Source organism: Streptomyces sp. NPDC054961 (assembly GCF_053609145.1).
In genome coordinates this window covers 27,441-39,318 of record NZ_JBSGWY010000023.1, presented here as the reverse complement: position 1 = coordinate 39,318, position 11,878 = coordinate 27,441, and the positions used below count along the sequence as shown (strand labels likewise).

The 11,878-nt window shown below is 73.4% G+C and carries 12 protein-coding genes and 1 pseudogene; 6 read left to right on the top strand and 7 right to left on the bottom strand.

Going from position 1 to position 11,878, the window contains the following annotated elements:
* Positions 1–130 precede the first annotated feature (130 nt).
* On the bottom strand, positions 131–625 hold the full coding sequence (locus ACWF9Z_RS21170; RefSeq protein WP_453604178.1) for a DUF3145 domain-containing protein: 495 nt from the start codon (positions 623–625) through the stop codon (positions 131–133).
* Positions 626–875: 250 nt separating this feature from the next.
* Here ACWF9Z_RS21170 and ACWF9Z_RS21165 point away from each other — a divergent pair, with 250 nt between their 5' ends.
* The gene (locus ACWF9Z_RS21165; protein WP_453604176.1) at positions 876–1,781 is read left to right on the top strand and encodes an SGNH/GDSL hydrolase family protein; all 906 of its coding nucleotides are present in this window, start codon (positions 876–878) and stop codon (positions 1,779–1,781) included.
* A gap of 102 nt (positions 1,782–1,883) precedes the next feature.
* On the opposite strand, the gene ACWF9Z_RS21160 is transcribed toward ACWF9Z_RS21165, so the two are convergent.
* Positions 1,884–4,337: a beta-glucosidase gene (locus ACWF9Z_RS21160; protein WP_453604174.1), complete on the bottom strand. Its 2,454-nt coding sequence runs from the start codon at positions 4,335–4,337 to the stop codon at positions 1,884–1,886.
* A gap of 155 nt (positions 4,338–4,492) precedes the next feature.
* On the opposite strand from ACWF9Z_RS21160, the gene ACWF9Z_RS21155 reads away from it, so the two are divergent.
* Positions 4,493–5,086 carry a TetR/AcrR family transcriptional regulator gene (locus ACWF9Z_RS21155; protein ID WP_453604173.1) on the top strand — a complete coding sequence of 198 codons (594 nt, stop codon included), beginning with the start codon at positions 4,493–4,495 and terminating at the stop codon, positions 5,084–5,086.
* Between the two features lie 54 nt (positions 5,087–5,140).
* On the opposite strand, the gene ACWF9Z_RS21150 is transcribed toward ACWF9Z_RS21155, so the two are convergent.
* From ACWF9Z_RS21150 to ACWF9Z_RS21140, 3 genes are all read right to left on the bottom strand, one after another.
* Positions 5,141–6,034 carry an EI24 domain-containing protein gene (locus ACWF9Z_RS21150; protein ID WP_453604172.1) on the bottom strand — a complete coding sequence of 298 codons (894 nt, stop codon included), beginning with the start codon at positions 6,032–6,034 and terminating at the stop codon, positions 5,141–5,143.
* Positions 6,035–6,141: 107 nt separating this feature from the next.
* The gene (locus ACWF9Z_RS21145; protein ID WP_453604170.1) at positions 6,142–6,564 is read right to left on the bottom strand and encodes an organic hydroperoxide resistance protein; all 423 of its coding nucleotides are present in this window, start codon (positions 6,562–6,564) and stop codon (positions 6,142–6,144) included.
* Positions 6,565–6,630: 66 nt separating this feature from the next.
* Entirely contained in the window at positions 6,631–7,653 is a 1,023-nt protein-coding gene (locus ACWF9Z_RS21140; RefSeq protein ID WP_453604169.1) for an NADP-dependent oxidoreductase, read from the bottom strand.
* A gap of 96 nt (positions 7,654–7,749) precedes the next feature.
* Here ACWF9Z_RS21140 and ACWF9Z_RS21135 point away from each other — a divergent pair, with 96 nt between their 5' ends.
* Complete coding sequence (locus tag ACWF9Z_RS21135) at positions 7,750–8,172, top strand: MarR family winged helix-turn-helix transcriptional regulator (RefSeq protein ID WP_453604168.1); 423 nt, start codon at positions 7,750–7,752, stop codon at positions 8,170–8,172.
* Between the two features lie 9 nt (positions 8,173–8,181).
* Here ACWF9Z_RS21135 and ACWF9Z_RS21130 read toward each other — a convergent pair whose 3' ends face one another.
* Complete coding sequence (locus ACWF9Z_RS21130) at positions 8,182–8,961, bottom strand: SCO2400 family protein (RefSeq protein ID WP_453604166.1); 780 nt, start codon at positions 8,959–8,961, stop codon at positions 8,182–8,184.
* Between the two features lie 79 nt (positions 8,962–9,040).
* On the opposite strand from ACWF9Z_RS21130, the gene ACWF9Z_RS21125 reads away from it, so the two are divergent.
* Entirely contained in the window at positions 9,041–9,661 is a 621-nt protein-coding gene (locus ACWF9Z_RS21125) for a hypothetical protein (protein ID WP_453604164.1), read from the top strand.
* Here the strand turns inward: ACWF9Z_RS21125 and ACWF9Z_RS21120 are convergent.
* A complete protein-coding gene (locus ACWF9Z_RS21120) occupies positions 9,658–10,368 on the bottom strand; it encodes an esterase/lipase family protein (protein ID WP_453604163.1) in 711 nt (236 codons plus the stop codon). The two genes, ACWF9Z_RS21125 and ACWF9Z_RS21120, sit on opposite strands and share 4 nt — an antisense overlap.
* A 241-nt stretch (positions 10,369–10,609) precedes the next feature.
* Here ACWF9Z_RS21120 and ACWF9Z_RS21115 point away from each other — a divergent pair, with 241 nt between their 5' ends.
* Both ACWF9Z_RS21115 and ACWF9Z_RS21110 read left to right on the top strand, forming a co-directional pair.
* Positions 10,610–11,647, top strand: a complete 1,038-nt coding sequence (locus ACWF9Z_RS21115) for a rod shape-determining protein (protein ID WP_453604161.1) — start codon at positions 10,610–10,612, stop codon at positions 11,645–11,647.
* A pseudogene (locus tag ACWF9Z_RS21110) lies at positions 11,644–11,878 on the top strand (histidine kinase); the annotation flags it as partial. The gene ACWF9Z_RS21115 and the pseudogene ACWF9Z_RS21110, both read left to right, overlap by 4 nt.

Here is an 11,878-nt window from a genome sequence, read left to right as displayed (position 1 = left end):
AACTACGCGTGCGGTGCGCGTCCAACCACTCGCCCGCGACGATCCGCCCTCTCCCCCCCCCCCCACCCTGTCCGCCCCCCGGCGGGGGGGGGGCCCCCCCCTCCCCCGTCCGCGCGGACCGCTCGGGTGCTCAGACGACCTGGTGGAGCCAGCGCACCGGGGCGCCCTCGCCCGCGTAGCGGAAGGGTTCCAGCTCGTCGTCCCAGGGTTTGCCGAGCAGCTTGGCGATCTCCGCCTCCAGATCGGTCTCGCCGCGCGTCGACCGGCCGAGGGCGGCGCGCAGCCGGTCCTCGGGGATCAGGATGTCTCCGTGCATCCCGGTGACGGCGTGGAAGATGCCGAGCTGCGGGGTGGAGCTGTAGCGCTCTCCCTCTGCGGTCGGGCAGGGTTCCGCGGCCACTTCGAAGCGGAGCAGATGCCAGCCCCGCAGGGCGGAGGCGAGCTTCGAGGCGGTGCCCGCTTCGGCCTGCCAGGAGAACTCGGCTCTCCACGTGCCGGGAGAGGCGGGCTGACGGATCCAGTCGAGGTTCACCCGCACCCCGAGCACGCCCGCGACGGCCCATTCCACGTGCGGGCAGAGCGCACGCGGTGCGGAATGCACGTACAGGACTCCACGTGTCGTCACCTGGACCTCCAGTGTGGGACGAGGTCGGGAATAAACTCCAGAAAACGGACAGTATGTGACGTGATGTAATGTAACGGAAATTAATTGACATTGCGTCGCGGGACTTGCGGCCGAAACGCCACGGGAAAAAGCTACCGTGCGCCGGGGGTCATGGTGTGACGTACGGTCGCTCTGAAACCCGTAAGCACAGAGCATTCACTCAGCAGGACGCCCCCCGGCGGACGCGGGGCGACGAGGAGGGACCTCCCGCATGCGCACCACCGCCCCACGCCGCCGCGCGCGTCGGACGCATCCGGGTGCGGGAGCGGTGGCCGCCCTGCTGATCGCGGTGGCGGGTTCGCTGGCCGGCTGTTCGGCCGACGGGGCGAAGCCCGAGGGCGAGCGCGGGGCGCAGGCGGGTCCGCGCTGGAACACGGCGCCCGCCTCGGTCGCCGCCGTGGGCGACTCCATCACCCGCGGTTTCGACGCCTGTTCGGTGCTGGCCGACTGCCCGGAGGCCTCCTGGGCGACCGGCGACGACCCCCGGGTCCACTCGCTGGCCGCCCGGTTGCTCGGGGAGGCCGAGGCCCCGGCGCGCAGCTGGAACTACGCGGTGACCGGCTCCCGGATGGCGGACCTCCGGGGGCAGCTGGCTTCCGCTGCGGCGCACAAGCCGGACCTGGTCACGGTGATGGTGGGCTCGAACGACGCCTGCCGCCCGACGGCTTCCTCGATGACTCCCACGGCCGACTTCCGCGCCGGCTTCGAGAAGGCGCTCGCGGACCTGAGGGCCGCTTCACCCACCTCCCAGGTGTACGTCTCCAGCGTGCCCGACCTGCAGCGACTGTGGCAGCAGGGCAAGGACGACCCGATGGTGCGGCAGATCTGGAAGCTCGGCATCTGCCAGTCGATGCTCGCCGATCCGGTCTCGGCGGCCAGCGGGGCGACGGCCCGGCGCGAACAGGTGCGGGCGCGCGTGGTCGAGTACAACGAGGTGCTGCGCGAGGTCTGCGGAAAGGATCCGCTGTGCCGCTACGACGGTGGCGCGGTCTTCCAGTACCCGTTCTCGGCGGAGCAGTTGAGCCACTGGGACTGGTTCCACCCGGGCAAGGACGGCCAGGCGCGGCTCGCGGAACTGGCGCACCGACAGGTGACGTCCGCCGAACCGCCGCGTTGACGCCGCGGCGCCGCGGGCGGGGCGTACGGAACCGGGGGCGGGTGTCAGGGCCCGCCCCCGGTCCGGCTTGCGCATCACCTCCGCAGGGGTGATTTCCGGCCACTACAGCTCGAGGGCCGCCGTGAGCCGGGTGTCGCCGTGCGCGCGGCTCGCGCGGACCTCGTAGCGGCCGCCGATCCGGCGCCAGGCGCGGGCGGTCTCGTCCCAGATCTCGAAGGCCCGCCCGGGCAGGGCGATGTCCACGTCGACGCTCTCGCCGGGGCCGGCCTCCACGCTCGCGAAGCCGGCCAGCCAGCTCGCCGGGCGCTCCACGCGGTCGTCGACGGGGGCCAGGTAGACCTGGACGGTCTCGCGGCCCGGCCGGGCGCCGGTGTTGGTGACGCGCACCCGCGCCGCCGTGGGGGTGACCTCCAGGGACTCGTACGCCCAGTCCGTGTAGCCGAGGCCGTGCCCGAAGGGGAAGGCGGGGGCGATCCCCTCCTTCTCGTAGGCGCGGTAGCCGATGAAGAGCCCCTCGGCGTACTCGAGCCGGCCCGCCGTCGGGGTGACCTCGGTGACGGGCGCGTCGGCGAACCGCGCGGGCCAGGTGGTGGGCAGCCGCCCGCCCGGCTCCGCGTCCCCGAGGAGCACGTCGGCCAGCGCGGCCCCGCCCTCCTGCCCGGGGAACCAGGTCAGGAGCACCGCGGCGACCTCCTCGCGCCAGGGGAGTTCGACCGGGGAACCCGCGTTGACGACGACGACGGTGTTCGGGTTCACGGCGGCGACGGCCCGCACCAGGTCGTCCTGCCGGCCCGGGAGGGCGAGGTCCTCGCGGTCGAACCCCTCGGACTCCACCCGCTCGGTGGTGGCGACCACCACGACGGCGGTGTCGGCGGCCCGCGCCGCCTCCACGGCCTCGGCGATGAGCTCGTCGGCGGAGCGCCGCGGACCGAGGTGGAGGAAGGAGAACATGATCGCCTTGAGCGGCAGGGCGCTCATGTCGGGGACCTGGTAGGTCAGGGAGACCTCGACGGCCTCGCCCTCGGCGAGGGTGATCCGGGCCCGCTCGCTGGGGGCGCCGAAGAAGGCTTCGAAGGGGTCGGCCTCGTCGCCCAGCGCCTGGACGCCGTCCCAGACGCGCTCGCCGCCGACGGACAGGGCGAAGGCGCCCAGTCCGCGGGTGCCGAAGGCGTGCTCGCCGCTCTCGCGCGGGACGAACGTACCGGTGACCTCGATGCTGGCCATGGTCGCGTACGTGGCACCCGCGGGCAGGTCGTCGCCGATCCACTGGACCTGGCCGGTGGGCAGGCCGCCCTCGCCGAGGACGGCGCCGGAGGCGTCGCGGGCGATCGCGCGGAGATCGAACCCCTTGTCGGCGGGGGTCAGTTCGTCGCTCGGGTCGGCTCCGAGGGTGAAGGTCAGGGCGCCGTCCGGGAGGGCGGCGGCGAGGCCGTCCAGCGGGGAGACGATCCGCTCGGGGAAGACGGTGGCGGAGCCCCCGCCGAGGACGCGGGCATCGCGGGCGGCGGCGCCGATGAGGGCGACGGTCCGGCCGGCGGCGGGGTCGAGCGGCAGGGCGCGGCGCTCGCCGGACACGGGCTCGTTGCGGACGAGGACGAAGCCCCGGGCGGCGATCTCCCGGGCCAGCGCCTGGCCGTCGACGGCGGCCGGGACCTCGCCGACGACGGCGGGGGCGCCGTCCAGGATCCCGACGCGCGCGGCGAGGCGCAGGACGTTGCGGACGGCCTCGTCGACGGCGGACTCGGGCACCTCCCCGGCGCGGACGGCGTCGGCGAGCGGGGCTCCGTAGACGGTGGCGGGGCCGGGCATGGCCACGTCGAGGCCGCCGAGGAGGTCGCCGGTGGTGGAGCGGGCGGCCATCCAGTCGGAGACGTTGCACCCGTCGAAGCCCCACTCGGCGCGCAGGACCTCGTTGACGAGGTGGGTGTGCTCGGTCATCGTGACGCCGTTGACCCGGTTGTAGGCCGTCATGATGCCCCACGGGTGGGCGTTGGCGACGATGGCCTCGAAGGGCGCCAGGTACAGCTCGCGCAGCGGGCGCGGGGCGATGACGCTGTCGACGGTGAACCGCTCGGTCTCGGCGTCGTTGCCGACGAAGTGCTTGACGGTGGTGCCCACTCCGCCGTCCTGGACTCCGCTGACGTACCCGCTGCCGATCGCGCCGGTGAGGTACGGGTCCTCGGAGTAGCACTCGAAGTGCCGGCCGCCGAGCGGCGAGCGGTGCAGGTTCACGGTGGGCGCGAGGAGGACGTGGACGCCCTTGCGGCGGGCTTCCTGCGCGAGGAGGCGGCCAGCCCGCCGGGCGAGCGCGGGGTCCCAGGCCGCGGCGAGGGCGGTCGGCGAGGGCAGGGCGATCGACGGGTCCTGCGCGGTCCAGCGCACGCCGCGCACCCCGATGGGGCCGTCGGACATGACCAGGGACTTCAGCCCGATCTCGGGGACGGCGGGCAGGGACCACATGTCCTGGCCGGCCAGGAGCCTGGCCTTGGTGTCGAGGTCCAGCTTGCCCAGCGCCGCCTCGACGGCGTCGTTGCGGACCTGATCGGCATCGGTCACGGCCGTGCCTCCTCATGGGAATCGGGTGCGGTCGGGGGGGCTGGGCTCCATGGTGGACCCGATACCTGGTGAACGGTAAGGTTCGTGACCTGTTCGTGATGTGAGGATGCCGTACGGTCCTGCTGGCAGGTGACGGCGGAAGGGGTGTCGGGGCGATGGCCAGGGCGAGAAGTGAGGAACGTCGGGCGGAGATCGTCCGCGCGGCCGTCGAGGTCATCGCGGAACGCGGCTACCGCGGCGCCGCGCTGGGCACGGTCGCCGAGCGCGTGGGCCTGACCCAGCAGGGACTCCTGCACTACTTCCCGACCAAGGAGGCGCTGCTCGTCGCCGTCCTGGAGGAGCGCGACCGCTGGGACACCGGCGGCGGCCGGCGCGCCGAGGCCGGGGCCTGGCGGCTGGACCTGCTCGCGTCGCTGGTGGACTACAACGCCATGCGGCCGGGCATCGTGCAGACCTTCTCGGCGCTGCTCGGCGAGAGCGTCACCGAGGGACATCCGGCCCGGGAGTTCTTCGCCGAGCGGTACGCGCAGGTGCGCGGGGAGATGACGGCGGTGCTGCGGGCCGAGTTCGGCGAGCGCCTGCCCTCGGGCCTCACGCCCGAGCAGGCGGCCCCGCTGCTCACCGCCGTGATGGACGGGCTCCAGTACCAGTGGCTGCTCGCCCCCGAAGCGGTGGACATGCCCGGCGCCTTCCGCGCCTTCCTGACCCTCCTGCACGGCCCCGCGGACCCCGGAGCGCCGCAGGGCTGACCGCCGCGGCGCGGACGACGTCCGTGGCGCCGCCGGCGTCCGCGCGGAGCAGGTCTACCAGGAGGCGGGGGGCGGGCCGAAGCTGCCGGCCGGGGTCTCCCCCGTGCCCGCGCCCCGGCCCCGGGGGTTCTCGCCCTCGTGCGCGCCGGCGCCCGGCGCCGGGTTCGCGTCCGGGTCGGCGTCCCCGTCGGCGTCCTCGTCGGCGTCCTCGTCGGCGCCCACCAGGCCCCGGGCCATGAGCGTCGCCCCGGCCACCGCGCCGGGCATCAGGAACACGGCGACGAGCGGCACCAGGAAGGCCAGCACCAGCGGCACCCCGAAGCCGAGCGCCAGCATCCGGCGCGAGCGCAGCAGCACCAGCTGCTCGGCGAGCCCCACCCGGCGCCGCATCAGGGCGACCGAGGTGAGCTCCTGCGTCAGGAAGTAGCCGGAGACGCAGAACCCGACGGCCGGGACCACGGTCTGCCCGATCACCGGAACGAAGCCGAGGCCGAAGAGGAGGATCCCGTAGAGCAGCACCTTGCCGAGGATCTTCAGGCTGTCCCGGGCGGAGATCCACAGCTCCTGCCAGAGCGTGAGCCCCGACGAGGGGACCTCGCCGCCCTCGCTCCGGTCGACCTGCTCCGAGAGCGATTCGTAGAACGGCTGGCCCACGAGCAGGGTCACGGCGGTGAAGGTGATCACCGCGGCGAAGAGCCCGAGGGCGTAGAGCAGGGCGGTCAGGAAGCCGCGGAAGAGCCCGAGCCACGGTGCGGACCAGCCGTCGGCGAACGGGGTCGCCCAGGCGGTCAGGTCGTCGGCGCCGTAGCCGAGGCCGATGAGGGCGCCGACGTAGAGCACCAGGGAGACGAGCCCCGGCAGCAGCCCGAAGCCGAGCCACCGGCCGTGCCGCAGCACCCATCGCTGTCCGGCCAGCAGATAGCCGAATCCCCCCGCAAGATCACGCATGGCACCAGTTTAGGGCGGGCCCCGCGGACGGCGAAGGCCGCACCCCGGTGCCGGGGTGCGGCCTTCGCCGTCAGGCTGCGGACGAGCCGCCGGATCCGGTCCGCGGATCAGACCGCGAGCTCGACGGTGATGTTGCCGCGGGTCGCCTTGGAGTACGGGCAGACCTGGTGGGCCTTCTCGAGGAGGTCCTTGGCGGTGGCGGCGTCCACGTTCGGGATGACGGCCGAGATCTTGACGATGATGCCGAAGCCGTCGTCGTTCTTGCCGATGCCGACCTCGGCGGTGACGGTCGAGCCGGAGATGTCGGCGTTCTCGTTGCGGGCGACGACGCCGAGCGCACCCTGGAAGCAGGCGCTGTACCCGGCGGCGAACAGCTGCTCGGGGTTGGTGCCCTCGCCGCTGCCGCCGAGTGCCTTCGGCGGGTTCACGACGACGTCGAGCTGGCCGTCATCGGTGGAGACGCGGCCGTCACGGCCGTTCTCGGCGGTGGCGACGGCGGTGTACGCGACATCGGACTGCTGGATGGACATGTAAGGAAATCCTCCTGGTAAATCGCCGCGACTCGCGCCCACGCGTCACAGCGGTGTGGAGTGAGCCTAACCGGTGAAAGAAACGATCATCTTTCCGGTGTTCTCGCCGCGCAGCATTCCGAGGAAGGCCTCGGTCGCGTTCTCCACGCCCTCGACGACCGTTTCGTCGGCGACGAGCTGACCCGAGCGCAGCCAGCCGGCCACGTCCTGGACGAACTGCGGCTGCAGCGCGGCGTGGTCGCTGACCAGGATGCCCTGCAGGCGCAGGCGCTTGCCGATGACGTTCATCAGGTTGCGCGGGCCGGGGGCGGCCTCGGTGTCGTTGTAGTGCGCGATCGCCCCGCACAGGGTGGCGCGGCCGAAGGCGTTCAGGGAGGTGAGCGCCGCCTCGAGGTGGTCGCCGCCGACGTTGTCGAAGTAGACGTCGATGCCGTCGGGGGCGGCCTTCGGCAGCTGCTCGGCGACGGGGGCGCTCTTGTAGTTGAAGGCGGTGTCGAAGCCGTACTTCTCCGTGAGGAGCGTCACCTTCTCGTCGGAGCCGGCGGAGCCGATGACGCGGGAGGCGCCCTTGATCTTCGCGAACTGGCCGACGAGGCTGCCGACGGCGCCGGCGGCGCCGGAGACGAACACGGAGTCGCCCTCCTTGAAGGAGGCGACCTCGAAGAGCCCCGCGTAGGCGGTCAGGCCCGGCATGCCGAGCACGCCGAGGTAGGCGGAGAGCGGGGCGAGCGAGGCGTCGACCTTGGTGGCGTGCGCGGCGTCGAGCTCCGCGTACTCGCGCCAGCCGAGCGGGTGCAGGACGTGGTCACCGACCGCGAAGCCCTCGGCGGCGGAGGCGACGATCTCGCCGACCGCACCGCCCTGCATGGGCTGGTCGAGCTGGAAGGGCGGTACGTAGGACTTCGCGTCGTTCATCCGGCCGCGCATGTACGGGTCCACGGACATGTGGAGGTTGCGCACCAGAATCCGGCCGGCGGCGGGCTCGGCGTTCACGGGGGCCTCGCGCAGGGCGAAGTCCTCGGCGACGGGCCAGCCCTGCGGGCGGCGGACGAGGTGCCACTCACGGCTGACGGCGGGGATCTCAGACATGCGGCGCTCCTGAAGAGGGGGGAAGATGCTTCACAACGTGAAACAACCATGCGCCTGGATATTTCATGTTGTCAAGTAAATGGGTACGCTGGATCCATGCCCAGTCGTCGCGTAGATCCCCTGACCGTCGAGGTCGTCGAGCTCATCGGCACCGTCGTGGCCCGCTACCACGAGGAGTACGAGCACGCGGCCGCCACCCACCAGCTCACGGGGGCCCAGGCCCGCGTGCTGAACCTGCTCTCCCTGGAGCCGACGGCGATGCGGAAGATCGCGCAGAAGCTGAAGTGCGAGCCGTCGAACGTCACCGGCATCGTGGACCGCCTGGAGACCCGGGGGCTCGTCGAGCGCCGCCCCGACCCGGCCGACCGCCGGGTGAAACTGGCCGCGGCCACCGAGGACGGCCTGCAGACCGCGGACCGGCTGCGCGAGTCGCTGGACTTCGCGCGCGAGCCGCTGGCCGGACTCTCCACCGAGGAGCGGACCGTCCTGCGGGACCTGCTCAAGCGCATGCTGGGCTGAGCTCCCGGCTCACCAGCAGAGCAGGTTCCACCACGGGCAGGCCGGAGGCTTCACGGGGCCCGGGCTCGGAACGGGCGCGGCGGACGTGGCGCCGCCGGGGGTCGCCGCGCCGCTGGAGCCCGGAGCGGCCGGACCCGACTGCGTCGGCTGTACGGCTCCTCCCGTCCCGGCGGCACTGCGCGTCGGCCCCGCGCCCCCCGGGGCGGAGGCCGGCCCCGCGGGTCCGGGCGCCCCGGTCCCCCCGGCGGTGCGGCCGGGCCCGGCCTGCTTCGTCCCCCCGGCCGTGGCCTTCGCGGCGGCAGAGGCCGTGGCCCTGCCCGAAGGCACCGCCGACGGCGCGGCCGGAGCATCCGTCAGGCCCGGGAGCGGGGCCGGCTGCTCGGGACCCGCGTCGTCGGTCAGCACCACCGTGGACGCCCGGTCGGTGCGCTCCCCGTCCATGCCCATCCGGGCGAGCCCCAGCATGGTCGCGACGGCGAGCAGGAAGCCGAAGCCGATGGTGAGGGCGGTCCGCCGGCGCCTGCGGTGCGTGGTGCGGCGGCGGGCATCGGCCCGGCCCCGGTCGCCGGCCCTGCCCCGCTCACCGGCCCGGCCCGGCCGCCCCGCTCCGGACAGCACGACGAGCGAATCGGCGTACACGTCGGCGAGCGCGGCCGGACCGCTCCCGGCGGGGGAGGCGGCGGCCGGCCGGGGAGGCGCGGCGGGTATCAGGTGCTCGGCCGGGGTTCCGCACCCGGCGCACGCGAGCGCGCCGTTGAGGTGCCTGTGACAGGCGATGCAATAGTCCATGGCGACCCGCAGGCTACGCGCTCACCTGCAACATCCGGATCGCGGGATCGTAAGGATCCTGTGTGGAATCGTGGAGTCCATGACAGGGACGCCAGGGACATCAGGGACCCCCGCCACTCCGCCGGCCCGGGAGCCCTTCGGCCCCGAGGCCTTCGCCCTGGTCCTGCTGCGCCGCATGGCCGACTTCCAGCCCGGCCTGGCCGACGAGGCCCGCCACCGGCTCGGCGCCTCGCTCGCGCGGCAGCGGGAGGCGAACAAGCACTGGCAGGCGATGGTCCGGTCGCCGCGTTCCCGGGGCGCGCTGGCCCGCTACCGCTCGGTGCTCGGGCCGCCGGAGTCCACCGCGTCGCGCACGCTGGGCGACCTGCGGTGCGAGGCCCTGCTGTGGCGGGTGCCGCTCTGGCCCGACCTGCGCTTCGAGGTGCTCGCCGCGCCGGACGGGGCCGTCTGGAACGAGTGGCTGGTGCGGGCCCCGGGGGCACGGGGCCCCGTACTGGCGTCGCCGGGGGACCTGCTCCCCTGGTCGGCGACGGTGGACGAGGTGGCGCGGGCCTTCGCCCCGGTGCGTCCGATGGAGGGGACGGCGCCGACGCGGTGGCGCCTCGCGTTCACCGCGTCGGGGCTGCCGTACGTCGCGGAGTTCACGTACGGCCTGCTCCAGCGCGTGGAGCAGGCCGGGGGAACTGGCGCGCGGCACTAGGACCGCAGGAAGGCCCGTACGCCCGCCGAGGCCGGGTCGTCGCCGAGCAGGTCGTTGTGCTTGAGGCAGCCGACGGGGGTGTTGGCGGCCCCGGTGAGCGGGACGCTGGAGTCGGGGTTGATGACCTCGTCGCAGTTCGACCAGAAGGTCGCGTACCTCACCGCGCCGGGGGTCTCGTCGCCGGAGTTCAGGTTCGAGACGACGTACGAGCCGGGGGTCATGTCGCGGCAGGCCTGGTCCCACAGGGCGCAGGCCCACGCGGTGGAGGTGCCGTGGTTCGGGCCGGCCAGGGAGACCCAGTGGTCCACGGTGGCGCCGCCGCCGCCGAACTTCACGTACCAGCGGGTGACGAGCGAGCCGAAGGAGTGCGCGACGAGGTCCACGCGGGCGGCGCCGGTCTGCCGGCGGACGTCTTCGACGTAGGCGGCGAGCCGTGCGGAGAGGACCTCGTTGACGGACTGGTGGGTGTCGTAGCCGAAGGAGAAGAGCTCGGAGTCGGCGTACCCGTCGGCGCGCAGGTCCGCGCGAAGGGAGCCCCAGACGCCGGGGTCGGCGTTGTAGCCGTGCACGAAGACCACCGGATTGCGTGCGGACGCGGACACCGGGGCCGGACCCCCTCCGGCGGCCCGGGCCGGGAGCGCGGACGCGACGAGGAGCGCCAGGCAGAGCGTCAGAAGCGCGAGCAGTCCCTGTCGGGCCGTCAGCATCGGGTCCCCTTTACCTTGTTACGCGCGAGTAGGGCGATCGGTGCGGGCATGGTCGCGCCTGGCGTCGCAGAATTCCACCCCCGTGCAGCACTCACCGATGCCTCCCGCACCCCTCCCGTACCTCATGACACCCCCCAACCGGAGCATCAAATCGGGCAATACGGGTAATTCACCCGAGAAGATACGAAGTGTGACCGGCGTCGCCGGTCTTCTTGCGTCAGCGCTCTCGGGAGGATCTGCCGTGACCGTCAGTCTTGAGCAGTTGCGCCGCTGCCACGTAGCCGTCGACCTCGGAGCGGCCCGGACCCGCGTGTTCGTCAAGGGCGCCGGGCTGGTCGTCGACGAGCCCAGCGTCGCCGCGGTGAACACGCGGACCGGCGCACTCATCGCCGTCGGCACCTTCGCCGAGCGCATGACCGGCCGCACGCCCGACTACATCCGGGTCGTCCGCCCCGTCTCCGGCGGCACCGTCGTCGACATCGAGATGGCCCAGCGCATGCTGCGCCACCTCCTCGGCGAGAAGCTCCGGCGCGCCCTGCGCCGCAAGCCCCGGCTGCGGGCCGCCGCCTGCACCCCGCACGACGCGGACCCGCTCGCCCAGCGGGCCACCGTGGAAACCCTCGTCGGGCTCGGCGCCCGGCGCGTCGAGCTCGTCGACACCCTGATCGCGGCGGCCGTCGGCTGCGGCCTTCCCGTGGAACAGCCGACCGCGACCATGATCATGGTGTGCGGGGCCGCGGCCACCCAGGTCGCCGTCCTGTCCCTCGGCTCCATCGTCACCGCCCAGCGGATCCCGGTCGGCGGCGAGGCCATCGACCACGCCGTGGTCCAGCACCTGCGCCACACGCACGAGCTGATGCTGCCCAGCCAGGCCGTCCGCCCGCTCCAGCTGGCCCTGCACGGCAACGGGATCACCGCCGAAGGACCCGCCTCCACCCTCATCCACGGCCGCGACGTGGCCACCGGACTCGCCCGCTCCGTCCACGTGGACACCGCGGCCGTCCGGGACGCGATCCACACCCCGCTCACCGCCGTGCTCGACGGCATCGGGAAGGTCCTGCGCGACTGCCCGCCGGACCTGGTCGCCGACCTGACGGACCGAGGGATCATGATGGTGGGTGGCAGCGCCCTGCTGCCGGGCCTGGACCAGATGCTCCGCGACGCGACCGGCATGCCCGTGGCCATCGCGGAGCGGCCGGACATCTGCGCCGTGCTCGGCCTGGGCATGATGCTCGAAGGGAAGATCGCCCCCATGGTTCTGAACCCGCTGGCCGAATGACGGAGTCCTCCAGCCTGCCCGTCCTCCTGGAGGCCGTCCTCAACGTCGGCTCCGAACTGGAGCTGCGGGCCACCCTCCAGCACATCGTGGAGTCGGCGACCGAGCTGTGCGCGGCCCGGTACGGAGCGCGCGGGGGGAAAGACCCCCCGCGCGCCCGCCGGTCCCTGCGTTTTACAGCCCGGCTGGACCAGGGCGCTGGGGGGGGGGTCCCCCCACTGGCGGGCGGGCCGT

Coding starts and splice junctions, on each gene's coding strand:
- ACWF9Z_RS21165 (WP_453604176.1), top strand. CDS start 876: ATGCGCACCACCGCCCCACGCCGCCGCGCGCGTCGGACGCATCCGGGT.
- ACWF9Z_RS21155 (WP_453604173.1), top strand. CDS start 4,493: ATGGCCAGGGCGAGAAGTGAGGAACGTCGGGCGGAGATCGTCCGCGCG.
- ACWF9Z_RS21150 (WP_453604172.1), bottom strand. CDS start 6,034: ATGCGTGATCTTGCGGGGGGATTCGGCTATCTGCTGGCCGGACAGCGA.
- ACWF9Z_RS21145 (WP_453604170.1), bottom strand. CDS start 6,564: ATGTCCATCCAGCAGTCCGATGTCGCGTACACCGCCGTCGCCACCGCC.
- ACWF9Z_RS21140 (WP_453604169.1), bottom strand. CDS start 7,653: ATGTCTGAGATCCCCGCCGTCAGCCGTGAGTGGCACCTCGTCCGCCGC.
- ACWF9Z_RS21135 (WP_453604168.1), top strand. CDS start 7,750: ATGCCCAGTCGTCGCGTAGATCCCCTGACCGTCGAGGTCGTCGAGCTC.
- ACWF9Z_RS21130 (WP_453604166.1), bottom strand. CDS start 8,961: ATGGACTATTGCATCGCCTGTCACAGGCACCTCAACGGCGCGCTCGCG.
- ACWF9Z_RS21125 (WP_453604164.1), top strand. CDS start 9,041: ATGACAGGGACGCCAGGGACATCAGGGACCCCCGCCACTCCGCCGGCC.
- ACWF9Z_RS21120 (WP_453604163.1), bottom strand. CDS start 10,368: ATGCTGACGGCCCGACAGGGACTGCTCGCGCTTCTGACGCTCTGCCTG.